Here is a 24,342-nt window from a genome sequence, read left to right on the forward strand (position 1 = left end):
CAGGAGTGCCAAACAGTGTCGTCGCACGAGCCCATCCCGTCAGACGCCACCCGGTCCGAGGCCATCCGCTTCGACGGTCGGCGTCTGCGCAGCGAACGTACCCGGCATCTGATCATCGAGGCCTATCTTGCGCTGTTGCAGGAGCAACGGCGCATGCCGACGGCGGCGGAGATTGCCGCCCGGGCGGGCTATTCGGTCCGCTCGATCTTCGAGCGCTTCTCCGATCTCGATGCGCTGAGCCTCGCCACTGCCGACTATGCGATTGCGCTGGGCCAGGCCGAGGCCGAGCCGCGCGACCTCGCGGGCGACCGCGCCGCCCGCATCCGGTCCCACGTCCATACCCGCGCGCAGGCCTGTGAAAAGTGGCTGCCGCTGTGGCGGATCCTCACCGCCAAGCCGGTCCAGGAGCAGCTCGCCGACCTGCGGGCGCGCGTCCTGGCCGTGCGCCGCGCCAATGTCGAGCGGCTGGAACTGATGTATCGCGCCGAACTGGCCGGTCTCGATCCGGCCGCGCGCGAATCGCTGCTCATGGCCTTGGCGACCCTCACCAGTTTCGAGAGCTGGGAAGCCCTGCGTGATGATTTCGGTCTCGCCTGGGATGCCGCCCTCGACGTCTGGGCGTCGGCCATCGACCGACTCCTACCGTAATTTTTGGGGTACCGGGCAACCTTCCCGATTTTGCCGCGTTCGTCCTCGCGAAGCTTGGTTTGTTCCAGGGCGTAGGGGGTACGCATGCCGCTTGGTTGGACGCAAAGTGATCATTTCGGAATCCTCACCGTCATCGGTGAAGGCGCCATCAGCCGCCAGGACATCGAGACCTATCTGGATGCCACCAGGAGCGAAGGCACCAAGGCCAACGCCAAGCTGGTCGACATCACCGGTGGCAATCTCGCCCTCGACCGGAACGATCTGGAATCCCTCGCCCGGACGTTGGTGACCTACGGCAGCGAAGGTGATGCCGGTCCCGTCGCCATGGTGGTTCAGGGCGCCCTCAACATCGACATGGCGGTGCTACTGAAGCAGCGCATCGGCCGGCGGCCCTTCCGCATCTTCACCGACAAGCTCGACGCGCGGGGCTGGCTGATGATGCCGGCCACCGGCATGTCCGCTGCCGCCTAGGCGGCAAGCGCCGCCAGATAGGCTTCGGCGCGTCCCGCATCCTGCGGGCCGCCGGCGAATCCGACATAACCGTCAGGCCGGACGAGGCGCAGCGTTGCGTCCTGTACCGGCGATGCCGTCACCAGCTTGGGAAACCTGGCGGCGAGGGCATTGACGAGTTCGGCCGGCCCATAGGCCGTGAACGTCCGGCCGCCTGCTCCCTCGGGCAGCTTGTGAGGCCACCGCTCGCCCGCCTTCGGGCCGTTTGCGATGTGCCCGCTCTTCGCTGTGAGAGCGCTGTCGGGATAGCCGATGTCCATCTCGCCGAGCTGGTCGGCCATCTTGTGCTGGATCTGCGGGAAGCCCGTGGCGAAGTGCACGATCGTATTGCGGATGTCCTGCAGCAGCGGATTGCGAAGCACCGCCGCCTCGGTCATCCGGCCTGCATTCTTCAGGACACGGTCGCCGACGGCCGTGCGCTCCGGCGAATAGCTGTCGAGCAACGAGGGCTTGGCCGTGCCTTCGATGACGAGCGCCAGCTTCCAGGCGAGATTGAAGGCATCCTGCATGCCGGTGTTCATGCCCTGGCCGCCCGCCGGGCTATGGATGTGCGCGGCATCGCCGGCCAGGAACACCCGGCCCTTCGAATAGTCCTTCACCTTGCGCTCGTTGATGCGGAAAGCCGCAAGCCAGATCGGGTTGGACATCACGATGCCGGGTGAGCCGCGATGCGCCATCAGCGTGTTGATCTCCTCGAGCGTCGGATCGGGATGGGTCTCGCCGTCCTTTGCCGGGCCGAGGTTGGCGATCACGCGCCAGCGATCTCCGACGATGGGGAAGAAGGCGAGGATGCCGTCGCGATGCCAGAAGATATGCAGGCTGTCTTTGGGTTCCAGGCCGGTGATATGGCCGTCGGCGAGCGCCCAATGCGACTGCAGGGTCGAGCCCTCGAAGGCAAAGCCCAACCCGTGTCGTACCGCCGAATGCGCACCGTCACAGCCGACCAGCCAGTCGGCTTGGAGCGTTTCGCGTTCGCCACTCGCCTTGGTCAGCGTGACCTCGATCGCGCCGCCCTTGTCCGTGAAGCCGGACAACTCGACCGTACGCTCGACCGTCACACCGGCGGCGTTCAGGCGTTCCTCAAGCACGCGTTCGGTCTCGCTTTGCGGGATCAGCAGCGCATACGGGAAACGACTGTCGATCAGGTCGAACGAAACCTTGGCCACAACCTGCTTGCCGGTTGAAATCTGTGCGCCATGACCCTGCATGCCCGATGACATGAAGTCCTTGGCGTAACCGGCGTCGTCGAACAGCTCGAGCGTGCGGCTCCACAGGACGAGTGCCTTGGATTTGTCGGTGCGTTGCGTCGACTTGTCGACGATGCGCACGGGAATACCGTGGCGAATGAGTTCGTTGGCAAGCGTGAGGCCAACGGGCCCCGCGCCGGAAATGAGCACTTTTGGATGAGTGACCATGCAATAATCTCCCCCGTGCAATTCGTGCCGAGCCTAGTACCACTTAGATTGTCGGCCAATCGGCCTTGCAAATGCCCCGTTAAAAGGCCATATGCAGCCGGTCGATAGACGGACAGACGATTTGGTCCGCGTTTCCAGCCTCGCTGTGAACCCGCTCCACGAACTTTGATCCCGAAAATAAGTGCGAATTCGACGGCCGGCTGCGCGTTCCCTGTGTGTTTATGCGGGACGCCGCGCGGGTCAGCATATCTAAAGTAGTGAAAGGGTTACCCATGGCGACGGGAACCGTGAAGTGGTTCAATATTCAGAAGGGCTTCGGCTTCATCCAGCCGGACAACGGCGGTGCCGATGCCTTCGTGCATATCAGCGCCGTTGAGCGCGCTGGCATGAGCACGCTCAACGAAGGTCAGAAGGTCGAGTATGAACTCGTCTCCGACCGTCGCAGCGGCAAGATGTCGGCTGACAACCTGAAGGCGGCCGGCTGATCACGGCGGCTGCCGGCAACGGCGGCCACGTAACGGCTGAACGAGTTAGACCCCGCACCCTCTGGGTGCGGGGTTTTTCGTTCTCAGGATTGCACGAGAGTTCTTACGGGCGTGGCGGCGTCGCAGGCGCCGTCGGGTCGGTGGGTGCGGGCTGCTGGATCGTGACGTCGATCTTGCGGTCCGGCGCCTGGGCCTGGTTTGGCGCCTTGTTGAGGCCTGGCATGCCCATCGCGAAGTAACCGACGGCCAGTACGGCCACCAGCAGCGCGCCGACCATGAAGGACAGGCCGCTGCTGCCGCCCTGGGTCGGCGGCGGGACGACGGGAGTGACGTTCACGTTGGTCGGTCGGCGGTCGTAGTCGGACATCATTACCTCCCTGGCGTGTGGGTTCTCCGGCCAACGCACGCCCCCTGCACGCGTTCCCGACGGGGAGAGCGTGTCGATCCCCTCGAAGTCGACGGACTGAAACCGATGTGGAGGCCCCGATGGGCAAGAAATCCAGCAAGCGTGCCGAATACGTGCTGTTCAACGTCACCTACGAGGACGGCAGCCAGCGCTCCAACCGTCGCGTGCCGCTGGAAGCCCTCGAAGGGTTCGAAAAGGACCTGCCGGCCCGGGCGATCATCGAGGAGCAGGATCGCGAGGTCGCCGAGAAGTCCGGCAAGCCGCCGCTCGCCATCAAGACGCTGGTGCGCGCCTGATGCGCTAGCCCAGGATCGATCGCGTCGCCTCGGCGACGTCCTTCACTTCGGTGAAGGGATACCATTGCGGATCGGCCGCCTCGGCCCGCCTGTTCACCCAATAGGCGCGGATACCGAGTGCCTTGCACACCGCCATGTCGAGCGGCTGGCTCGCCGCGACATGCACTGTCTCCGCCGGCGTGACGCCCAATACCTTGTGGGCGTGATGGAACAGCCGCAGGTCGGGCTTGTAGGCCTGGGCCTGCTGCGCGGTGATCACCGCGTCGAGCGCGAGGCCGAGGCTCGGCAGGCTGCCCGCGATCAGGTCGTCGTCGGTGTTGGAGATCGCCGCGAGCCGCCACCCGCCGGCCCGCAACGCAGCGAGTGCCGCCGGCACGTCGGCATGCGCGGGCAGCCGTGACAATCCTGCGATCAATGTGTCGACGTCGCCGTCGCTCATCGCGAGGCCGCCATGGTCCAGCGCGAACGGCAGGCTCTCGCGCAGCACGTCGCGATAGGGCCGCCACGGCGGTGTGTCGCGCAACCGGCGCCCTTCGGTATGGAAGGCATGGATCAGCGGCGCGAGATCCATCGACGGTTTGCCGTGTCGCGTGACGATGGCGCGGAAGGCCGCTTCGACACCCTCGTGCCATTGCACGAGCGTGCCGTAGAAATCGAAGGTGATGGTGCGTGTCATCCGGTGAAGGGTCCGATCTTGGCCGTGACGAAAGCGGGGCGCGCCTGGATCGCCGTCCACCAGGCGGCGACCCGGGGATGCTTCGCGGCGGTCATCTCCTCCGGATAGATCTCTTCGTCGATCCGCTTGATGAAGGGCACCACGCCGATGTCGGCCAGCGAATAGTTGTCGCCGGCGAGCCAGCGGCTCTGGCGCAGCGTCTCTTCCATCCGGTCGAGCAGCCCGACCTTCAGCTTGTCGCGCGCCTCCTGGCGTTCCTCGTCGGTGTAAGGCTTGCGCGCGGTGCGCAGCCACGCCTCGCGGCGCTCCTTGCTGGGCACGTTGGCAAGCTTCTCCGCCAGTTCCGCGTCGGACCATTGCTGCGCGACCTTCGCCATCGAGTGCGCCCAGTTGAAGATGATCAGGTTGCCGATCAGCCCGTCGACATGGCGGATCCAGTTGCGCATCACGGCGCGGCCATAGGCGTCGGCCGGCCGCAGCGACGGCTCGGGCCAGGTCTCGTCGACATACTCGCAGATCGTGCCGCTCTCATAGAGCGAACGTCCGTCGTCGAGGATCAGGAGAGGGATGACGCCGTTGGGGTTGAGCTTCAGGAAGGCGGGCGCGTGGTGCTCCATCTTCGAGAGGTCGATCACCTTGCTTTCGAAGGACAAGCCCTTTTCCGCCAGGCACAACCGTACCCGCCGTGACGCCGATGATTTCCAACCATGATAGAGCGTGAGCATTTCCTGGTCCCCGATGACGCCGGCCGATCGTTGCGGCCATCGTCATTTCTAACTGAACCGGCGAGACGGTGCTTCAGGGATTTGTGGACAGGCGCGGAGAGAGAAGAGGGCGGCACGATGCCACGGCGGCAACAGACGGAGGCCGGTTTCGTTTCAGTCGGAATGACTTACCTGTTTCCTTTCCTCTCCGTATTCCTTGTCGCGGCGTTCGTCTGTCTGGCGATGCCCGGTCGTGCAATCGCGCAGGCGACCTCGGCCGACGCCGCACGCTGCAAGCAGCTCATCGACTATTATGATCGCTACAATGCCGGCCGCAGCGCCCACTCCGACGGCAGGCGCAACATGACCCGCATCGCCGCGGGCATCGACTGCGATCGTGGCGACTACGCGCGCGGCATCGCCGAGATGGAATCGCTGCTGATCGCCAAGAAGTTCTCGCTACCTCCTGCCCCCTAGCAACGAAAAGCCGGCGACCGTCACGCGATCGCCGGCTGTCTCGTGTCGCTAGTGCCTAGTGGCGACGGCCGCCACCGTTGCCGCCGCCGCTGAACGCGGCGCGCGGCTGTGCCTGCGTCGTCGCGGCGACCGGCATCGGCCGAGCCTGCGCCTGGTACTGGGGCTGGGTGTGCTGCTGTGTGCCGCCGTGCCAGCCGGCATTGCCGCCCGCATTCGGTGTGCCGGTCGCCGGCGTCGTCGGTGTGGTCCCCGGCGCATGGCCGTTCCATCCACCCTGGGCCTGACCGCCATTGTGCGACCAGCCGCCCGGCTGACCGTTCGTCGGTGTCGTCGGGTTCGAAGGCGTACCCGGCGCGTGGCCGTTCCAACCACCCTGATTCCAGCCGCCCGGATTGGCGCCGCCGTGACCGGCGTTGCCCTGGTTCCACTCGCCGTGGTTCCAGCCACCCTGGTTCCAGCCGCCCGGCTGGTGTCCGCCATTCTGCCAGCCACCGCGATTGTCGGCCGAGTTCCAGCCGCCCCGCTGGCCGTTGCGATCCCAGCCCTCGCGGCCGCGATCCCAACCCTCGCGACCGCGATCCCAACCGCCCCGATTCCAGTCACCGCCATTCCATCCGGCGCGCTGGCCGTCGGTACGCTGCTGGTGGATCTCGCGGCTCTCGCGATCGAGCATGTTGTCGAGACGCTGGCGTTCGTAACCCGACACATGGCCGTCGGCGCGCGCGCGGGCCTCGTACTGGTCGATGCGCCGCTCGCCCTGTTCCAGTCGATAGGTCTCGCCGCGCGTCAGCGAGCCATCGCGGACTCCATTGGCGATGCGCTGCTGCTGCTCGGCTTCGCGCGCATCGATGCTTCCCATCGATTGAGCCGACGCGGCGCCGGCAGCGAGGAGGCTGAACGTAAGCACGGCGTAAGGAAGACTGCGGAGTTTGGTCATGATTTCCTCGGTGCGTGAGAGGACGAAGGATTCGTCCTCTTCTCGCGCCTACGGCCGCGTCCTCTCCGTCATCCCTCGATTTTGAAGATAAATGCATTCGACCATTGGTCGAGTTCATGACGTGTGCACAACCCATCTAAAAACCGTCGGTCCAACACGCTTGTGCCTGAATGGCACGTCGTTTTTTGCATGGCTGTGACCAAGCGGTGACTGCGATTGCGCGCGGCGATGCCGTTGCGAGTCGCGCCGTATCGCGAATGTTGAGATCACCTCAGCATGGAGACGATGATGTTTGGCCTCAAGGTACGCATACTTCTGTCGGCCGCGATTGCAGGTTCCATGATTCTTGCCGGCGCCGCGGCCGCGTCCGCTCACGAAGACCGTCATGACGAAAGATGGGAGCGCGAGCACCGCCGCGAGTGGGAGCATCGCCACGATGGTCCCGATCACTGGCGCCCGGTCGTGGTGCATCCGGTGCGCGAGGTCTATGTCGAGCCGCCGCCGCGTGTCATCTATCAGCGTCCGCCGGTGATGATGGTGCCGGCGCCGGTCTACCAGGCGCCCGCTTATCAGCCGCCGGCCGATCCGAGCCTGAACTTCAACTTCACGATCCCGCTGCGGTAACGCTTCCGCCGCGTCGATGTCAGGATGTTGCCGGCGCCGCCTGCTGCGGTGGCGTCGGCGGCAGCAGCCGGTCGATCGCCGCGATCCAGGCTTCGATGGCTGCCTCGACCGAGAGGCCGTGACGCTCGCGCATGCGGCCCCAGCTCTCGAAATCGGTGAGCTGCTCGAGCGCGATCAGCACCATCTTGCGCTCGGCATCGGCAAGCGTGCCGAGCTCATGCCGGTACATCAGCGCCAGCCGCGCCCAGACGGCGTCGCGCATGCGCGCGATCTGCACCTTGAGATGTTCCGATTCGTTCTGATTGTGCAGCAGCACGCGCCACAGCGGCAGCCAGCGCTCGCAGATGCCGGCACGCGTCTCGACCTGCGCCCGAATCCGCTGTTCCCGTGTCCCGTCGAGGTCGCGGATCGTGGCCTGGGTCAGGCCCTCGGCGAAGGCGTAGTCGGCGGTGGCGAGGCTGAGCGCCAGAAGATCGTCGAACCGTTCGAAGACCGACCGGACCGAATAGCCCGCCCGCTTGGCGATCTGTGCCGCCGTGGGGATCTCGGGGCTGGCGCGCAGCAGGTCGAGATAGGCCTCGATGATGAGCTGCTTCGTCCGTTCGCTGCGCAGTGCACGGCCGTCCATGCGGCGCGGCTTGGCTTCCGCCTGCGGCGTCGCCGTTCCGTGTGGCATCTGCGGCCCTGCCGTCTGGTCGCTGTCCTGCACCTGTCTTCCGGACCTCATGCCCGCAGCATGATCGTGCGGGATGGATGCAAGTGTGCCGCCTTTCGCGCCAAGCCGCCAGCACGACCGATTGGCCGGCGCCGATGGTTCCATATCGTACCCTTGACGCTATGCTCCGGTCCGCTTCAGCCCCTACCGGAGAGTTCCCATGCGCCCCGTTCTTCCGATCCTGCTCGGCCTGTTCCTGTTGCCGGCCGTCTCACAGGCCGCCGACCAGGCCGCCGCGTCGGCCTGCGCCGCCCAGCTCTCGAAGGATGGCCAGCTTCTCTACAGCAAGGTGGCGCCAACCATGACGCCCCAGACCGATATCAAGGACGCCCTGACCAGCGTCGCGCGCCCGATGGTGATGGGTGGCTCGATGTCTCGCGACAACGCCCGCGCCGGTGCGGAAGCGGCAGGCGAGTGCCTCAAGTTCCTGAAGTAAACCTCTTCAGACCATCGGAGGTGCCGGCGGCCTCTTCTTGAGTGCCATCATCATCGCGCCCGTCAGTACCAGGCCGATCACCGACATCACGATCACCGCACCGCGTGGGCCGATGCCGTCGGAGATGGCGCCGGCGGCGAGCTGGCCGAGCGGGCCGGTGCCGATGCAGACGGTGACGATGCCCATCAGCCTGCTGCGCATCTCGGGCGGCGCTTCGGTGAGCATCAGCGTCGATTGCATGTTGCCGAAGCCCGCCGTGCCGAAGCCGCCCAGCAGCAGGAGCGCGAAGGCCAGCCAGTAGAAGGGCGACAGCGCCATCAGGATCAGGGCGCACATGAACAGCGCCGCGCCGCCGGCGAAGGCGAGGCGGCGGTCCATGCGCAGGAAGCCCGCCGCGATCAGCGCTCCGCCGAGCAGCGCGCCCAGCGGCTCGCCGGCGGCCAGCAGGCCGACCAGTGCGGGCGAGACGTGGAAGGCGCCCTGGCCGAGCGGGGCGACGAGGCCGGAGTAAGCGAAGGCGAATGCGTTGGTGACGATGGTGACGCCGAACACCAGCAGGATGGTGGGCCGCGTCCAGGCGAAGCGCAGCCCCTCGGCGATCTCCTGGGGGATGCGTAAAAGGTCGAGGCGGCGCGTCACCTGCGTGTGCACGAGGCCCGCGATGGCGAAGGCGCCGAAGAACTGCACGAGCGCGGTGAGGGTGTAGGCGCCCTTCATGCCCAGCCACTGGAAGGCGATGCCGCCCAGCAGCGGGCCGATCGCGCGCGTCGCGGCCGAGGTCACACTGTCGAGCGCGATGGCATTGACGATACGATGCGGCCCCGCCGCCTCGCCGACCATGCGTCGCCGCGTCGACATCTCGGTCGACCACATGGTGCCCGAGACGAGATTGCCCAGCGCCACGTGCCAGACCTCGAGCTGGCCGGTGAACGCGAGCGTCGCGAGCAGGGTCGAGATCAGCGCCGGGATGATCAGCGCCAGCATGAAGATCAGCTTGCGGTTCACCGCCTCGGAGATCGCGCCCGCGAAGGCGCCGAACAGGAGCTGCGGGATCTGCCGCAGCGCCACGACGATGGTGACGGCGAAGGCCGAGTGCGTGGCTTCCCAGGCGAACAGGCCCGACGCCAGCAGCTCCAGCCAGCGCATCGCATTGGCGAAGGCGCCGACCAGCCACAGGCGGAGGAAATCAGGCAAACGCAGCAGCTCCCGGATCGGCGAGTCCATTGCGCACAGGGTACTCGCCGTTCCGCGCCAAGCGAAGCTCAGCGAGTGATTTTTAGCGGCCGATCTCCTCGAGATTGACGCCTGCCGTCTCGATGCGGAACCACCAGGTGACCAGTGCGCCAAGCAGAGAGGTCAGAACCAGGACGGTCAGCAGGACATCGGTGCCGGCGTTGGCCAGCACCACGGGGAACGCGAAGGCCGTCAGCACCGCGCCGATCTTGGCGAAGGCTGCGGCAAAGCCCGCACCCTTGCCGCGAATGTGGGTGGGGAAGACCTCGCCGGCCAGCAGGTAGGTCTGCGCGTTGGGTCCGAGATTGGTCATGAAGTTGAAGATCATGAAGCCGCCGAACAGCAGGAGGGTGCGCATCGGTTCGTCGACATGGGATTGCAGGGCCGCCATCGCGAGCCCCACGCTGCAGCCGACGAAGCCGAGGATCTGCAGGCGGATGCGGCCCACCTTGTCGGACATCAGCACGGCCGCGAGGATGCCGACGATCAGCAGGGTGTCGACCAGCGCCGCGCCCTTCGCACCCTCGAGATCGCGGGCGATCAGGGCCGAGATGTTGTGGGCGTTGGTGATCTCGTGGCCGATCGTCTGCGAAAGGATCGTCGGCGTGAAGATACCGATGCCATAGGTGCCGAGGTCCTGCAGGAACCACGGCACCGAGGCGAGGATGGTGGCGCGCCGGTGCTTGCGACTGAAGAGATCGGTCCAGCGGCCGCGCCGGTGATGGCTTCGGTGCGGGGCGTCGGCAAGCTCGGCCAGGTGCACCTGCTTGGGATATTGCGGCTTGCGCTTCAGCAGGCGCCGCAGCTCGCGCTCGGCATCGGCACGGCGGCCGCGGCTCATCAGCCACTGGCCGCTGTCGCTCACGAACAGCCGGGCGAACACCACGAAGGCGGCGGGGATGATCACCATGCCGTACATCCAGCGCCAGGCGCCGAGCGAGGGGTCGAGGGTCAGGATCACGTAGCCCAGCGCCGTGCCGGCGAGCGCACCGATCGCCTGGAAGGCAAAGGCGCCCAGCACCAGCTTGCCGCGGTCGCGACTGGGGATGCTCTCGGAGATGACGAGATGCGCGGTGGGATAGTCGCAGCCCAGTGCGACGCCGACGCCGAACAGGAAGAAGACTAGCCAGCCGAAGCTCGGCGCCACGGTCAGGCCGGCCAGGAAGACGACGAAGACGATCATCTCGATCACGAACATGCGGCGGCGGCCGTAGGTGTCGGCGAGGCCGCCCAGCGTGATCGCGCCGATCATGATGCCGGCCAGGGTGGCGGCGCTCACCATGCCCTTGCCGGCCGGCGAGAGATTGAACTCCTGCACGATCAGCGGCAGGGCGACGCCGGTCATGAAAACAACCAGGCCTTCGAAGAACTTGCCGGCGGTGGCGAGGGTCCAGATGCGCCACTGCATCTGGGTCATGGGCACGCTGGGAGTGGGTGTTCCGTCAGGCCAGGACGGTGTTTGGTCGATATAGCCCTGGACGCTTCGCGGCTCTGTCATCTGGACAGTCTAGCGAAGGGCGTTACGCTGGTGTGTCTACAAAACGAAGAAACAGGACGAGGAAACACCATGAAGAGACGTAGCCTGCTCGTCGCGGCTCTGGCCGCGCCGACGATCGTTCCGGCCGTCGCGCTCGGCCAGGGCGCGGCCGCCTGGCCCAACAAGACGGTGAAGTTCATCTGCCCCTTCGCGCCGGGCGGCGGCACCGATACGGTGAGCCGGCTGATGTGCGATCAGCTCTCCAAGACCCTCGGCCAGACCTTCGTGGTCGACAACAAGGGCGGCGCCGGCGGCAACATCGGCACCGTCGAACTCGCGCGTGCGGCACCCGACGGTTACACCCTCGGCCTCATCTCGGTGGCCAGCCACACGCTGAACCCGATGCTCTACACCAAGCTGCCCTACAATCCGGACAAGGACATCGTTGCGGTCTCGCGCGTGGCGATCCTCGCCAACCTGCTGGGCGTCACGCCGTCGCTGCCGGCCAACAACGTCGCGGAGCTGATCGCGCTCTGCAAGAAGGAGCCCGGCAAGTATTCCTTCGCCTCGTCCGGCCCCGGCACCTCGCTGCACCTGAGCGGCGAGCTGTTCAAGAAGCTGGCGGGCGTCGACATCATCCATGTGCCCTACAAGGGCGCGGGCCCGGTCTACTCTGATTTGATGGCGGGCGTGGTGAACATGATGTTCGCCAACATGCCCTCGATGCTGCCGCAGGTCCGCGCCGGCAAGCTGAAGGGGCTGGGCGTCACCTCGGCGCAGCGCTCCAAGGCGGCGCCCGACATTCCCGCCATCGCCGAGACCGTGCCGGGCTATGTCGCGACCTCGTGGTACGGCATCGGCGCGCCCGCCGGCACGCCCGAGCCGATCCTCGCCAAGCTCGAGAACGCCATCGTCGAGGCGCTGAAGTCGCCGGAGATCCAGAAGCGCTGGAACGAGGATCTCGGCCTCGACCTGCCGCCCGCCGGCCGCGCCGGCTTCGACCAGTTCCTGGCCGAAGACCGCAAGCTCTGGGAACCCGCAGTCATAGCGTCGGGCGTGAAGCTCGATTGAATCAAGTATCCGTCGTCCTGAGCGGAGCGCAGCGTAGTCGAAGGACCTCTTTTCGCTTCGACAGACTGTGCGTCGGAAAAGAGGTCCTTCGACTGCGCCGCCCTGCGGGCGGCTTCGCTCAGGACGACGGATTGACTAGATGAACTGACGGATCATGGCGATCACCACCAGCGCACCGATCGCCATGACGGCGCTGCCGAGCGAGATCACGTAGAGCGCGCGGCCCGGCGACAGCCGGCCCATGTGGGCGGCGATCCAGAAGAAGGGATCGTTGACGTGGCAGATCGCCATCGAGCCGGCGCCGACCGCGGCCGCCGCGATGGCGCGGCCGGAAGCGCTGTCGAGGCCGAGCGCCGGCAGCATCGGCTCGACCATGCCCGAGGCGGTGAGTACGGCGGTGAGCGAATTGCCCTGCATCGTCTTCACGATGGCCGCCGCGAGGAACGGCGTCAGCACGCCGTAGCGCGGGTGCAGCGCATATTCGGCCAGCAGTTCCGACATGCCGGTCTCGTCGAAGACGCGGGCGAGACCGCCCGATGCGCCGACTGCCAGCAGGAGCGGCGCCCAGGAGCGGCCGGCCAGCGCCGAGGGCTCCCAGCGGCGCGCGAACACGACCGCCAGGGTGATGGCGATGGCGGTCAGGATCAGCGGCTTGGAGATGCCGACATAGAATTCGCGCGCGCCGCCCTTGCCCAACGGTTCGCTCGGCATCTGCGCGACCGACTGCAGCACGAGCAGCACCAGCGGAATGCCGACACACAGCCAGGCCCAGGGGAGCTGCCCCTCGACCGGCTCCGACGGCACCTGCCGTGCGACGTGCCACCAGCCCAGCGCCACGGCGACGGCGGCGACGGGGATGGCGATCATGAATTCGGTGCTGATCTTGGCCTTCATCACCGAGGCCGCGGCGACCGCGAGCGGTGACGGCGCGAGCAGGGCGGCGGTCGCGAGGAGCGTGAGGGCAAGGCCCAGCGCGCGCCGCGGCGCGTCCTGGCCGGCCGGCTGCAACAGCGCGAGCCCGCCCGAGGCCGAGGCGCCGAGACCCGCGACGAAGCCGGCAGCGGCGGACGTTCCGGTGCCGAGCGGCGTGCGCAGGACCAGCGCGCCCAACAGCGCGCCCGCGACGACCAGAAGGCCCGTCTGTTCCAGCGCCGTCGTGAAGCCGAGGCCAAACGCCTTGCCGACCGACTGGAAGGTCATGTCGGCGGCGATGCCGTAGACGACGACCGTGGCCATGATCGCGAGGAAGGCCGGCAGGCGGACCCGCTGGACGAGATAGACGATGGCGGCGACCGCGATCGGCAGCAGGAGGGAGGCGAGAATCATGACGGGACGAACCTTAATGGCCTGCTACAGTCGCGTCATGCGCCTCCTCGTCGCTCTGTTGATCCTGTTCGGGCTCGCCGCGCCTGCCGCGCAGGCCGAGGCGCTGGTGCGCATCGAGGGCAAGAACTTCGTCGAGCCCGACGGCCGCATCCTGCGCCTCAAGGGAATCAGCCTCGGCAACTGGCTGATGCCGGAAGGCTACATGTTCAAGTTCGAGGTCGCGAAGTCGCCGCGCCAGATCTACGGCGCCTTCGACCGCCTGCTGGGACCCGAGCGCGCCGCCGATTTCTGGCGCCAGTATCGTGACAGCTACGTGACCGAGAACGACATCCGCTTCATCAAGTCGGTCGGCTTCAACATGGTGCGGGTGCCGCTGCACTGGCGCCTGTTCATGAACGCCGACGGCGAGATCGAGGGCGAGGGTTGGTCGCTGCTCGACCGGGTGGTCGGCTGGGCCGCCGCGTCGGGCCTCTACGTCATTCCCGATCTTCATGCCGCCCCCGGCGGCCAGACCGGCATCAACCACGATGACGGCCCGGGCTATCCGCTGATGTTCTATGTCGCGCGCGACCGCGACCTTACGGTGAAGCTGTGGCGCGCCGTGGCGCAGCGCTATCGCGGCAACCCCGCGATCCTGGGCTACGACATCCTGAACGAGCCGATCGCGCCCTATCATGACGTGGCGACGCTGAACGCGCGGCTCGAGCCGTTCTACAAGCGTGCGACGGCGGCGATCCGCGACGTCGATCCCGAGCGCATCGTCATCCTGGCGGGCGGCCAGTGGAGCTCGAGCTTCGCGATGTTCGGTCCGCCCTTCGCGAAGAACCTCGCCTACACCTATCACTCGTTCTGGGCCTCGACGAACCGCGATTCGATCCAGCGGCACCTGAACTTCGCCAATCTCTATGACGTGCCGCTGTTCCTCGGCGAGACCGGCGAGCTGACCGACGAATGGAACGAGCGCTTCCGTCGCCTGCACGAAATGCACGGGATCGGCTGGTCGTTCTGGACCTACAAGAACCTCGACACGCCTTCGACCATCGTGTCGATCCCGCGCCCCGACGGCTGGAAGGAGATCGTGGCCTATGCCGACGGCGCGACGACGGTGAAGCCGTCGCCCGAGCTGATCGACCGCGCCGTCGCGCAGTATCTCGAGGGCATCAGGTTCCGGAACGGCACCGTGCGCTGGAGCTATCTCGCGTCACTGGGCTTGAAGGGGGCGCCCTAGCAGGCGCTGCAGCGCATCGGTGGTGACATGACGCGACCGCGTGCGAGCGGCCGCCGCCGTGGCTTCCAGCATGTCGCTCAACGCGTCCTTCGTCGCCGAGGCAACCGCCGATGCCTGGGCCTTCAGGGCATCCAGACGGTCGAGGGCGTCGACCGTGGCCTCCGCGAGCCCGTTGGGGCTGTAGCAGGACATGGCGACGCCGCACCCCTCATCGAAAGCCGGCCAGGCGAAGGCGCAATCGGCGGGCGCCACGATCGGGATGCCCATCCGCCGTGCCTCCGTCGACAGGCCCGAACCGCGCGCGCGATAGGCCTCCGGATCGTAGGGCAGCAGCAGCAGGTCGGTGCGCGACAGCAGGTCGAGATAATCCTCGTCGGACAGCACGCCGCGGCGAATGTCGACGCGCGGCCCCAGCCGTTCGAGGTCGTCGAAGATCCAGGCATCGTCCTCGGCGTCCGATCCGGCGACGATGCCGTGAATAGTGAAGCGCGAAGTGGCGTGGCGCTCCAGCAACTGGGGAATCGCCTCGGGCAGCAGGCGATAGCCCTTCGAGCGATTGGCGAAGCCGGCGATCGTCAGGTGCGGCTGGCTGGTCGCCTCCAGTGGAGGCTCGTCGGGCATGGTGGGCAGCGCGAGGCCGGGTCCCGGCGCGACGCCGATCTCGAAGGGCAGCATCCGGCGATAGAAAGCGGCCGTCGCTTCGGTCTCGCAATAGGCAGCGAAGCGGCGCGGGTCGCCGACGGCCTGGAACAGCGCGGTGAAGGCGCGCCGGGCTTCGTCATGAAAGGGCACGGCGGCGGGATTGTCGGGACCAAGCCGGTGATGGGGACCGTAGAGCAGCCACATCAGCAATTGCGGCGCGGGCTTCAGCGGGTGGCGCCGTATCACGCGCGCCACCGAAGCGGCCAGTACCTGGTCGCAGCAGGGCAGGATCAGGATGTCCGGCCATGTCCCGAGGTGATGCAGGCCGCGCGACAGTTCGCGGCTCGTGCGGGCGACGGCGAGTTCGAATTGCCGGGGGCTGGAATAGTCGCGGCCATAGACCGGGCTGGTGAAGGTCGGCGTACAGGCGAGATCGCGTACGATGTCGGGAGTCGCGGCCACCGATCCGAGACAGGATGCCTCGATGCCCAGCCGGGACAGTTCGGTCTCCAGTCGCTCGATCGCGGTGTAGTGATGTCCGCCGCGTGAATGGAGCGCCGGGTCGACGATGTATGCCTTCATGGTCGGGCGAGTAGTGAGTGCCAGGGGGGACGATAACGTTCCAGGGCCTCACGCAGCTGCATCGTCGCGCGCCACCGCAAGCCGAACTCCGAAGCTTTGTAGAGATGCTGCTCCGGCGCGTGGACCTGCAGCCCGGGAAACACATGGAGGCGGCCGTCGGCGCGTCCGATCGTCTCGTTGAACGCCACATGCTCGGAGACTTCGCGGCCCTGCGCGTCGAGGCCGGCATAGGTCGAAGCGAGCGCGAAGGACATGCGGTAGAGGCCGAGGCCGCCGAAGGCGGAGCGGACCTCGATGGGCGGCAGGTGCCGGGGCAGTTCGATCTGGCGGGCGAAGACCTCGCGGAACTTCGCCGCCTCGAAGGACTGCGATGCAGGTCGCTCCCAAATCCGGTGCCAGCAATCGCCGGGGCACCAGGTGTCATGGCGCAGCGCCCAGATGTCGTAGTAGCGCGGCGCGGCGCCCGCGAAGACGCCCGCGCGATCGGGCATTTCCTCCAGCCAGTCCTTCGCGCGTCCGTAGCTCTCGGCGTCGAGGCGATGCGCCATCACGTCGTCGAGATCGGCGACGACCAGATGCTCGTAACCGGCCAACTCCGATCCGCGGATCTCGTCGAGGCAGGCATTGCGGGCGTGTGCGATCCGCGTCGTCCTGAGCGGCAGGCGCTCTGCCAGGTCACCGAGGTCGAGCAGCTTTCCCTGCCGGTCGTCCTTCAGCCAGTTACGAAGCAGGGACGACGAAGCATCCGTCGAGTCGCTGACGGCGAAGACGAATGCGGCCTGTTCGTAGTGCCGCGCCAGTCGCGCGAGATTGTCGAGGACACCGGGCAGCCAGCGGGCGCAGTTACGGGCCGCTCCAACGAAGACTGCCCTACCGCGCCCCACCACTTGGTTTCAGGGCTCGCGTCGCCATTGCCGGCCGGCCGATCCCGACCCGTTGCTTCCGAACAGACTGGACGCTTTGAGGGAGAGCGAGTCGACGAAGCGGATCCAGGCGCCCTTGCTGCCGGTCGATCCGGCATCCAGTGCGCGCCGCACCAGCGCCTTCGAATTGGCGTGACGCCATTCGCCGAACGCGGCGCGGATGGACGTCGCCTCCTCGTCGAGGATGCGCTCGACCAGGCCCAGGATGTGGTCGCGGATCGGACCCCAGTCCTTGGTCGAGGAATTGTAGGTGCCGCCCATGACGGTGGCGTTCGAATGCTTGTTCGAGCCGTGCATGCGATAGGCGTAGAGCGCGTCGTGGATGGCGACGGACCCGGTCAGCAGGCCGGCAAAGGTCGACAGGTAGTAGTCGAGATAGAGCTTGAGGTCGCTGTCCGGCAGGACCAGCACGAGGTCCACGAAGCTGCGCCGGAACATCATGCTCGCCATGCTGTTCGTCGCGCTGAGCGCGGTCCAGCGCGGATGGAACGTCAGGCGGCCGTTGGTCGGGAACTTGAAGTCACCGCTGGTGGCGTCGATGTGCGGGATGCGCGAGGCATCGAAGGTCTTGCTCGACGAATCGCCATGGTCGAACCACCACGCCGTGCCCGCGAGCAGATGATCGTCACCGTCGATGATGTGCGAATCGCAATAGGTCAGCGCGACGGGGAAGGCGGCATTCATGTGCGCGCACAGGTGCCGCTCGATGAAATTCTCGTACCACTTGTCGTCGGAATCGAGGAACCCGACGAACGGCGTGTCGAGCTGCGCGAGGCCGCGCTTGATTGCGCCGGTCTGCCCGACATTGGCGTCGAGCCGGATGTAATCGAACCGCGAATCGTTCAGCCGCGCGAGGCAGCCGCGGATTTCTTCGTCGGAATTGTCGGTCGAGCAGTCGTCGATGACGATGGTGCGCAGATCGCGGCACGTCTGGCGCGCAACCGACTCGATCGCCCGTCCCACGAAGGCGCCGTTGTTGTAGTTGGCAATCACCACTCCGACCGGGGGCGTTGAAGGCATACTGACTAAATCCGTGTGGCTGAATTGAACTCTGGGCGGAGACGATCGCACTAACTATGCGGCGGCACGATGAAGATGGGCGACGATGGGGGCGACTGCAACCTTAGGCCCGTGACTCCAGGTGTGGCCTGCCATTCCTTATACGTAAAGGCTCCGATTCCCAGTCAAAAGCAGTTTTTTGCAGTCGAAAGGGAGAGACAGCCGCAGTTTGTCGATGGTAGTGGGTCTGGCCGGCTCGCCGTCCGGGGACGGTAGGGCGGCCGACAAGGGATTGGACGACCATGGCGCAGGCCCCTTCACCTGCTGGATCGCCGCGCACTGAGTTGGCGGAAACGCTGCGGTCGTGCCGCTCGTCCTATCTGGGCGTGGCGATATTCACGGCCATATTGAATATTCTTTACCTGACCGGCTCGTTCTTCATGCTCCAGGTCTACGACCGGGTGCTGCCGAGCCGCAGCGTTCCGACCTTGGTCGCACTGTGCGTGCTGGCCCTTGGCCTCTACGGCTTCCAGGCCGTCCTCGACATCGTCCGCAACAGGGTCCTGATCCGGATCGCCGGCGGGTTCGCCGAGACCTTGGACCGCCGAATCTATCACCTGTTGGTCAAATTGCCGCTGCGGGCGCCGCAGATGAGCGGTTTCGAGCCGGTCCGGGACCTCGATTCGATCCGGACCTTCATGTCCGGCGGCGGTCCTGCCGCTTTGTTCGACCTGCCCTGGATGCCGCTCTATCTCGGCATCTGCTACCTGTTCCATCCGCTGATCGGCGTCACGGCCACGGTCGGCGCCCTCATCCTGGTCGGCATCACCTTCCTGACCGAGGTCAAGGTCCGCAAGCCGTCGATCGAGGTCTCCTCGCTGTCCGCCCGGCGGACCAGCCTGGCCGAGGCCAGCCGGCGCAATTCAGAGGTCCTGCATGCCATGGGCATGGTGGGCCGGTTCGCCCACCAGTGGGCGGACTACGGACGCCGCTACGTCGGCGCCCACCAGCGGGCGGGCGACATCACCGGCGGCATGGGCAGCTTCTCCCGCGCGCTGCGCATGGCGTTGCAGTCGGCGGTGCTGGCGGTCGGCGCCTACCTCGTGATCAAGCAGCAGGCGACCGCCGGCATCATCATCGCCGGCTCCATCCTGTCGGCCCGCGCCCTCGCGCCGGTCGAGCAGGTGATCGCCCAGTGGCGCGTCTTCGTGTCGGCCCGCCAGAGCTGGCACCGGCTGAACAACCTGCTCGCCCGGATCCCGGAAGAGCGCGACGTCATGGAGCTGCCCAAGCCCAAGGCAACGCTGGCGGTCGAAACCGTCAGCGTGGCGCCGCCGGGCGTGAACATGCTGGTGGCCCGCGACATTGCATTTGGCCTGAAGGCCGGCCAGGGGCTCGGCATCATCGGCCCGAGCGCATCGGGTAAATCATCGTTGGCCCGCACGCTCGTCGGCGTCTGGCGGCCGGTCACCGGCAAGGTCCGGATCGACGGCGCGACGCTCGACCAGTGGTCGTCCGAGGCGCTGGGCGAGCATATCGGCTATTTGCCCCAGGACATGGAGCTGTTCGCCGGCACGGTCGCCCAGAACATCGCCCGGCTGGAGCCGCAGCCCGATTCCAAGAAGGTGATCGCCGCGGCCCAGGCCGCCGGCGTCCATGAGCTGATCCTCGGCCTGCCCAACGGCTACGAAACCGAGATGGGCGAGGGCGGCACCGCCCTGTCGGCTGGCCAGCGCCAGCGTGTCGGCTTGGCGCGGGCGCTCTACGGCGATCCGTTCCTCGTGGTGCTCGACGAGCCCAATTCGAGCCTCGACCATGACGGTGAAGAAGCCCTGACCAAGGCGATCTCGTCGGTACGGGCTCGCGGCGGCATCGCCATCGTGATCGCCCATCGCCCGAGCGCCCTGGCCGCCGTCGACCAGCTCCTGGTCATGCGGGGCGGCCGGCAGCAGGCGTTTGGGCCCAAGGATACCGTCCTGCGCGAGACCCTGAAGGCGGCGTCGCCGCCGGCCGGCGTGCCCACCGGCGTGCCCGCGACCGTTCCGCCGACCCAGATGCGTGCTCCCGCCGCGGTGCGGGCGAGGGACCCGTCATGAACCACCAACCCGTCTCCATCCACGCCCTGACGCGCAAGCCGCTGATGATCGGCCTGGTGGCCTGCTTCATCCTGGTCTTCGGGGTTGGTGGCTGGGCCGCCACGACGCAATTGTCCGGTGCGGTGATCGCGCCCGGCAAGCTGGTGGTCGATACCAACGTGAAGAAGATCCAGCATCCGACCGGCGGCGTCGTCGGCGAGCTTCTCGTCAAGGAAGGCGACCGGGTGAAGCAGGGCGACGTGGTCGTCCGGCTCGACGGCACGCAGGCCAAGGCCAACCTCGGTATCGTGACGAAGTCGCTCGATGAAATGGCGGCCCGTCAGGCGCGCTTCGAGGCGGAGCGTGACAACCAGAAGACCGTCGAATTCCCGGCCGACCTGATGGCGCGCACGAGCGACCCCGAGATCGCCCGCATGATGACCGGCGAGCAGCGGCTGTTCGAGATGCGCCGCACGGCGCGCGACGGCCAGAAGGCCCAGCTCAAGGAGCAGATCCAGCAGCTCAACCTGCAGATCGAAGGCACGCAGGCCCAGGAAGTCGCCAAGGGCAAGGAACTGAAGCTGCTGGCGCAGGAACTCGAGGGCGTCCGCACGCTGTGGAAGCAGAACCTCGTGCCGATCAGCAGAGTCACCACCCTGGAGCGCGACTCGGCCCGCATGGAAGGCGAGCGCTCCTCTCTCGTCGCGTCGCTGGCGCAGAGCCGTGGCCGCATCGCCGAGCTCGAACTCAAGATCCATCAGATCGACCAGGACCTCGCGACCGAGGTCGGCAAGGAACTGGCGGAGATCCGGGCCAAGAGGTCCGAGATGACCGAACGGCGCATCTCGGCCGACGATCAGCTGAAGCGCATCGATCTCGTGTCGCCGCAGGACGGCAAGGTGTTCCAGCGCAACGTCCATACGGTCGGCGGCGTCGTGCAGGCCGGCGAGCCGCTGATGCTGATCGTGCCGGACTCCGACACGCTGATCGTCGACGCCAAGGTAGCGCCGCAGGACATCGACCAGATCCATATCGGCCAGCACGCCGTCATACGCTTTGCCGCGTTCAACCAGCGCACGACGCCCGAGGTCGACGGCGAGGTCATCCATATCGGCGCCGACGTCTCGCAGGAGGACAAGGCGACGGAGCCTTATTATTCCGTGCGCATCCGTGTTTCCGAAGGCGAGCTTTCCCGCCTCCAGGGCCTGCAGCTCCTGGCCGGCATGCCGGTCGAGGCCTTCATCCAGACCACGCCGCGCACGGTGGCGTCGTTCCTGGTGAAGCCGCTTAGCGACCAGATCGAACGAGCCTTCCGCGGGCGGTAAGCGCGTTCACTGTCGTCCTGAGCGAAGCGAAGGACCTGACGGAACGACCGAAGTACTCCGTAGCGGGCGCTGGATCCTTCGCTTCGCTCAGGATGACAAGTTACGCCACGTCCCGCAGCACCATGTCCGCGGCCTTCTCGCCGATCATGATCGACGGCGCGTTGGTGTTGCCCGAGGTGAGCGTCGGCATGATGGAGGCGTCGGCGACGCGCAGGCCCTCGATGCCGTGCACACGCAGCCTTGCATCGACGACGGCCATCGCATCGGAGCCCATCTTGCATGTGCCGACCGGATGGTAGGTCGTCTCGGCCGCCTTGCGCACCCAGTCGAGGATCTCGTCGTCGCTGTTGCCGTTCGGGCCCGGCGCGATCTCGCTCACCTGTAATGGCGCCATCGCCGGCGCGGTCATGATGGCGCGGGCGATCCGCACGGCGCGCACGGTGAGTTCGCCGTCGATCGGCGCCGACAGGAAGTTGAACCGGATCTCGGGGGCCTGCCGCGCATCGGCCGAGACGATGTGGATGTGGCCCTTGCTCTCGGGCCGCATCGGATGGGCATAGCAGGAGACACCTGATTGCCGGGCGATCCGAGGCCCGCGCGGTCCCGCTTCGGTGAACATCGGGACCCAGCCCAGCAGCAGGTCGGGCGCGGCGAGACCGTCGCGCGAGCGAACGAAGGCGCGCAGCGGGGCTCCTACCATCGAGAGAAGGCTGTCCTGCTTGAGCGCCCAGCGCAGCGCCTGGTTCACCAGACCGAGGCCCCGGCCGCGATCGTTGAAGGTGACGCCCTTCTTGCCGATGGTCCATCGCGTGCGTGGCGCATAGTGGTCGCGCAGGTTCTCGCCGACGCCGGGCAGGGCATGGCGAACCTCGATGCCGAGCGCGCGCAACCGGTCCGGCTGGCCGATGCCCGACAATTCGAGAAGTTGCGGCGAGTTGATCGATCCGCCGCTCACCACCACGGCACGGTTGGCGCGGGCTTCGCGCGACGTGCCGCCGACCGAATAGCGCACGCCGGTGCAGCGCTTGCCCTCGAGCATCAGCGATCCCGCGAGCGCGCCGGTCTCGATGTGGAGATTGGGGCGTCGCTTCGCCGGATCGAGGTAGCAGCGCGCCGTGCTCATGCGCCAGCCCGAGGAGATCGTGGCCTGGCTCATGGCGATGCCGTCCTGCGTCGCGCCATTGTAGTCGGGGTTGTGCCGGATGCCGGCCTCGCCGGCCGCCTTGATCAAGGTTGCATAGAGCGGATTGAGCGGCTGCGGATTGGTGACGCGTAGCGGGCCGCCGCGTCCGCGAAAGCGTTCGTCGCCTTCCTCGTAACTCTCCATGCGCTTGAAGAAGGGAAGGACATTCTCGTAGGCCCAGCCCTGGTTGCCCATCTGCGCCCAGGTGTCGAAATCCTGCGCCTGTCCGCGCACGAAGGCGAGGCCGTTGATGGCGCTGGAGCCACCCAGCAGCTTTCCACGTGGCACCGGGATGCGGCGGCCGTTGGTGCTGGCCTCGGGCTCGGAACTGTAGAGCCAGTTGACGTCCGGGTTGCTGATCAGGCGGGAATAGCCGACCGGGATGCGCGTCCAGGCATGGTCGGCGGGGCCGGCTTCCAGCAATAAAACCTTGTTGTGCGGATCGGCCGAGAGCCTGTTCGCGACGACGGCCCCCGCCGAACCGGCGCCGACGACGATGTAATCGTAATCCATTGCCGAAAGTATCTCGCGGTGCCTCCCGCCTGTCGACTGCCGCGACGATAGCCCGGCTTTACGCGGGCCGATGTTTGGGCATGATGGCGCCCCCGACAACCCCGAAGGAAAAACCATGCGCGGTGTCTCCCTCCTGCTTCCCCTCGGCCTCTCGCTCGCCTGTGCCGCCGGCCTCGCGAACGCACAACCGGCCGGCCCGGACATGACGGGCACGTGGACGGGAACCAACAAGAGCATCGTGAGCGGCCTGCCGGCCCACTTCCCGGTGACCTCGCCGGCGACGATCGTCGACGGCAATCGCCTGGTCGAACTGAAGATCACGGTTAAGATCGACGGCCAGGACGAGGGCCGCTTCTGGGGCACGCTCTCCTCGGAATCCAAGGCCGAGCCGATCATCGGCGTCCTCGGATCGGACGGAAAGCGCGTGCGCATGATCGGGCAGGGCGGTTCGGCCATCGAGGGCACGCTGCTCGACGACGGCACCCTGGAGCTTTTCTACACCGAGAACCGGGCGGGCGTTTCCGTTGCCGCCACCAACGTGCTGACGAAAGCGAAGTAGGACCTGCCCTCGATGATCTCACGGAGAAGCATGCTGGCAGGCCTCGCCCTGCCGGCGCTGGCGGGCTGCGGCAGCCAGCCGACGTCCCAGTCATCGGCCTACGCGCCGAGCCAGACGCGACCCGGCCTCGATGCCGTGATCGACATCAGCCACAACGTCACCGTCACCAGCTTCACCGCGGTCCGCCGCAGCAACATCCTCGGCGTCATCCATAAAGTGACCGAAGGCGGCGACTGGTTCGACCCGTCCTATGCGCCGCGGCGACGCCAGGCGGAGTCGGCGGGTCTCCTGTGGGGCGGCTATCATTTCGGCACGCGCCAGTATTCGGGTGAGCAGCAGGCCGCGTCCTTCCTGTCGGCCTGCCAGCCAGGCCCGCAGACCCTGATGGCGCTCGATCTCGAACCGAACGACGCCAACCCGCGCAACACCATGCGGCTCGACCAGGCCGAAGCCTTCGTGCTGGCCGTGCAGAAGGCCACCGGCCGGCTGCCGATGCTGTACGCGCATCCCGCCTGGGCGAACGGCGAGGTGTACGGCCGCAAGCGTCTCCGGCTCGGCGCCGCCGTCGTGCCGGGCTCGCTCCTGTCGCGCTGTGCACTGTGGCTCGCCGACTATCGCGAGGAGCCGCGCCTTCCCAACGCCTGGTCGAACTGGACGCTCTGGCAATACGTCGCCGACGAGACCGCGCAGAACTTTGCCTACGGCAGCGAACCGCGCCATGTAGAGGGCGTCGGCCATTGCGACCGCAACATGTTCAACGGCGACGCCGCCTCGCTCAACCGCTTCTGGAAGAACGGCGGGCGGGCTTAGGACGAAGGGTCCGCATTGGAGCGCGCCACTCCAGTGGCGCTCAAGCTTCGTCGATGAAGCGCGGGAG

The 24,342-nt window shown here is 66.8% G+C and carries 26 protein-coding genes; 13 read left to right on the forward strand and 13 right to left on the reverse strand.

The annotated features are described in order from the left end of the window. The first annotated feature begins 15 nt into the window (after positions 1-15). The gene (locus tag AC1RP5_RS04645; RefSeq protein WP_493109420.1) at positions 16-648 is read left to right on the forward strand and encodes a TetR/AcrR family transcriptional regulator; all 633 of its coding nucleotides are present in this window, start codon (positions 16-18) and stop codon (positions 646-648) included. An 84-nt stretch (positions 649-732) separates the two neighbouring features. Further along, positions 733-1,119 (forward strand): hypothetical protein, encoded by a 387-nt coding sequence (locus AC1RP5_RS04650; protein WP_493109421.1) that lies wholly within the window; start codon positions 733-735, stop codon positions 1,117-1,119. Here AC1RP5_RS04650 and AC1RP5_RS04655 read toward each other — a convergent pair. After that, positions 1,116-2,573 carry an FAD-dependent monooxygenase gene (locus AC1RP5_RS04655; RefSeq protein WP_493109422.1) on the reverse strand — a complete coding sequence of 486 codons (1,458 nt, stop codon included), beginning with the start codon at positions 2,571-2,573 and terminating at the stop codon, positions 1,116-1,118. The genes AC1RP5_RS04650 and AC1RP5_RS04655 overlap by 4 nt on opposite strands. A 272-nt stretch (positions 2,574-2,845) precedes the next feature. Here AC1RP5_RS04655 and AC1RP5_RS04660 point away from each other — a divergent pair, with 272 nt between their 5' ends. Further along, positions 2,846-3,058, forward strand: a complete 213-nt coding sequence (locus AC1RP5_RS04660) for a cold-shock protein (protein WP_425069255.1) — start codon at positions 2,846-2,848, stop codon at positions 3,056-3,058. Positions 3,059-3,161: 103 nt separating this feature from the next. Here AC1RP5_RS04660 and AC1RP5_RS04665 read toward each other — a convergent pair whose 3' ends face one another. Beyond that, positions 3,162-3,425, reverse strand: coding sequence for a hypothetical protein (locus AC1RP5_RS04665; protein ID WP_493109423.1), 264 nt, complete (start codon positions 3,423-3,425; stop codon positions 3,162-3,164). Positions 3,426-3,544: 119 nt separating this feature from the next. On the opposite strand from AC1RP5_RS04665, the gene AC1RP5_RS04670 reads away from it, so the two are divergent. Then, complete coding sequence (locus AC1RP5_RS04670) at positions 3,545-3,760, forward strand: hypothetical protein (protein WP_493109424.1); 216 nt, start codon at positions 3,545-3,547, stop codon at positions 3,758-3,760. Positions 3,761-3,764: 4 nt separating this feature from the next. Here the strand turns inward: AC1RP5_RS04670 and AC1RP5_RS04675 are convergent, their stop codons facing one another. Next, on the reverse strand, positions 3,765-4,436 hold the full coding sequence (locus tag AC1RP5_RS04675) for a haloacid dehalogenase type II (RefSeq protein WP_493109425.1): 672 nt from the start codon (positions 4,434-4,436) through the stop codon (positions 3,765-3,767). After that, positions 4,433-5,161, reverse strand: coding sequence for a glutathione S-transferase family protein (locus AC1RP5_RS04680; protein WP_493109426.1), 729 nt, complete (start codon positions 5,159-5,161; stop codon positions 4,433-4,435). The genes AC1RP5_RS04675 and AC1RP5_RS04680 overlap by 4 nt, the downstream gene beginning before the upstream one ends. Before the next feature lie 222 nt (positions 5,162-5,383). On the opposite strand from AC1RP5_RS04680, the gene AC1RP5_RS04685 reads away from it, so the two are divergent. Next, entirely contained in the window at positions 5,384-5,617 is a 234-nt protein-coding gene (locus AC1RP5_RS04685; protein WP_493109427.1) for a hypothetical protein, read from the forward strand. A 55-nt stretch (positions 5,618-5,672) separates the two neighbouring features. On the opposite strand, the gene AC1RP5_RS04690 is transcribed toward AC1RP5_RS04685, so the two are convergent. Next, positions 5,673-6,554 (reverse strand): hypothetical protein, encoded by an 882-nt coding sequence (locus AC1RP5_RS04690; protein WP_493109428.1) that lies wholly within the window; start codon positions 6,552-6,554, stop codon positions 5,673-5,675. A 339-nt stretch (positions 6,555-6,893) separates the two neighbouring features. Here AC1RP5_RS04690 and AC1RP5_RS04695 point away from each other — a divergent pair, with 339 nt between their 5' ends. Beyond that, positions 6,894-7,178, forward strand: coding sequence for a hypothetical protein (locus tag AC1RP5_RS04695; RefSeq protein WP_493109429.1), 285 nt, complete (start codon positions 6,894-6,896; stop codon positions 7,176-7,178). A 19-nt stretch (positions 7,179-7,197) separates the two neighbouring features. Here AC1RP5_RS04695 and AC1RP5_RS04700 read toward each other — a convergent pair whose 3' ends face one another. Beyond that, complete coding sequence (locus tag AC1RP5_RS04700) at positions 7,198-7,905, reverse strand: TetR/AcrR family transcriptional regulator (protein WP_493109430.1); 708 nt, start codon at positions 7,903-7,905, stop codon at positions 7,198-7,200. Positions 7,906-8,053: 148 nt separating this feature from the next. Here AC1RP5_RS04700 and AC1RP5_RS04705 point away from each other — a divergent pair, with 148 nt between their 5' ends. Next, a complete protein-coding gene (locus AC1RP5_RS04705) occupies positions 8,054-8,329 on the forward strand; it encodes a hypothetical protein (RefSeq protein ID WP_493109431.1) in 276 nt (91 codons plus the stop codon). Between the two features lie 6 nt (positions 8,330-8,335). On the opposite strand, the gene AC1RP5_RS04710 is transcribed toward AC1RP5_RS04705, so the two are convergent. Together AC1RP5_RS04710 and AC1RP5_RS04715 are read right to left on the reverse strand one after the other, a co-directional pair. Continuing rightward, on the reverse strand, positions 8,336-9,523 hold the full coding sequence (locus tag AC1RP5_RS04710; RefSeq protein ID WP_493109432.1) for an MFS transporter: 1,188 nt from the start codon (positions 9,521-9,523) through the stop codon (positions 8,336-8,338). Positions 9,524-9,605: 82 nt separating this feature from the next. Continuing rightward, entirely contained in the window at positions 9,606-10,979 is a 1,374-nt protein-coding gene (locus AC1RP5_RS04715; protein ID WP_493109433.1) for an MFS transporter, read from the reverse strand. A 150-nt stretch (positions 10,980-11,129) separates the two neighbouring features. On the opposite strand from AC1RP5_RS04715, the gene AC1RP5_RS04720 reads away from it, so the two are divergent. Next, on the forward strand, positions 11,130-12,110 hold the full coding sequence (locus tag AC1RP5_RS04720) for a Bug family tripartite tricarboxylate transporter substrate binding protein (RefSeq protein WP_493109434.1): 981 nt from the start codon (positions 11,130-11,132) through the stop codon (positions 12,108-12,110). A 135-nt stretch (positions 12,111-12,245) separates the two neighbouring features. On the opposite strand, the gene AC1RP5_RS04725 is transcribed toward AC1RP5_RS04720, so the two are convergent. Next, entirely contained in the window at positions 12,246-13,436 is a 1,191-nt protein-coding gene (locus tag AC1RP5_RS04725; protein ID WP_493109435.1) for a GntT/GntP/DsdX family permease, read from the reverse strand. Here AC1RP5_RS04725 and AC1RP5_RS04730 point away from each other — a divergent pair. Next, on the forward strand, positions 13,435-14,664 hold the full coding sequence (locus tag AC1RP5_RS04730) for a glycoside hydrolase family 5 protein (protein ID WP_493109436.1): 1,230 nt from the start codon (positions 13,435-13,437) through the stop codon (positions 14,662-14,664). The genes AC1RP5_RS04725 and AC1RP5_RS04730 overlap by 2 nt on opposite strands. Here AC1RP5_RS04730 and AC1RP5_RS04735 read toward each other — a convergent pair. From AC1RP5_RS04735 to AC1RP5_RS04745, 3 genes are read right to left on the reverse strand one after another with little or no spacing between them, the layout of a single operon-like run. After that, the gene (locus AC1RP5_RS04735) at positions 14,638-15,888 is read right to left on the reverse strand and encodes a glycosyltransferase (RefSeq protein WP_493109437.1); all 1,251 of its coding nucleotides are present in this window, start codon (positions 15,886-15,888) and stop codon (positions 14,638-14,640) included. The two genes, AC1RP5_RS04730 and AC1RP5_RS04735, sit on opposite strands and share 27 nt — an antisense overlap. Further along, complete coding sequence (locus AC1RP5_RS04740) at positions 15,885-16,772, reverse strand: hypothetical protein (RefSeq protein WP_493109438.1); 888 nt, start codon at positions 16,770-16,772, stop codon at positions 15,885-15,887. The genes AC1RP5_RS04735 and AC1RP5_RS04740 overlap by 4 nt, the downstream gene beginning before the upstream one ends. A gap of 9 nt (positions 16,773-16,781) precedes the next feature. Continuing rightward, complete coding sequence (locus AC1RP5_RS04745) at positions 16,782-17,831, reverse strand: glycosyltransferase family 2 protein (RefSeq protein WP_493109439.1); 1,050 nt, start codon at positions 17,829-17,831, stop codon at positions 16,782-16,784. 281 nt (positions 17,832-18,112) lie between these two features. Between AC1RP5_RS04745 and AC1RP5_RS04750 the strand changes: the two genes are divergently transcribed. Further along, positions 18,113-19,906: a type I secretion system permease/ATPase gene (locus AC1RP5_RS04750; RefSeq protein ID WP_493109440.1), complete on the forward strand. Its 1,794-nt coding sequence runs from the start codon at positions 18,113-18,115 to the stop codon at positions 19,904-19,906. Further along, positions 19,903-21,210: an HlyD family type I secretion periplasmic adaptor subunit gene (locus AC1RP5_RS04755; protein ID WP_493109441.1), complete on the forward strand. Its 1,308-nt coding sequence runs from the start codon at positions 19,903-19,905 to the stop codon at positions 21,208-21,210. Before AC1RP5_RS04750 ends, AC1RP5_RS04755 begins: the two co-directional genes overlap by 4 nt. 100 nt (positions 21,211-21,310) lie before the next feature. Here the strand turns inward: AC1RP5_RS04755 and AC1RP5_RS04760 are convergent, their stop codons facing one another. Next, complete coding sequence (locus tag AC1RP5_RS04760) at positions 21,311-22,906, reverse strand: GMC family oxidoreductase (protein WP_493109442.1); 1,596 nt, start codon at positions 22,904-22,906, stop codon at positions 21,311-21,313. A gap of 115 nt (positions 22,907-23,021) precedes the next feature. Here AC1RP5_RS04760 and AC1RP5_RS04765 point away from each other — a divergent pair, with 115 nt between their 5' ends. Beyond that, a complete protein-coding gene (locus AC1RP5_RS04765) occupies positions 23,022-23,465 on the forward strand; it encodes a hypothetical protein (RefSeq protein ID WP_493109443.1) in 444 nt (147 codons plus the stop codon). Between the two features lie 12 nt (positions 23,466-23,477). After that, the gene (locus tag AC1RP5_RS04770; protein ID WP_493109444.1) at positions 23,478-24,275 is read left to right on the forward strand and encodes a glycoside hydrolase family 25 protein; all 798 of its coding nucleotides are present in this window, start codon (positions 23,478-23,480) and stop codon (positions 24,273-24,275) included. Positions 24,276-24,342: the final 67 nt, after the last annotated feature.

This window comes from Reyranella sp. GW821-FHT12G01 (assembly GCF_058806575.1).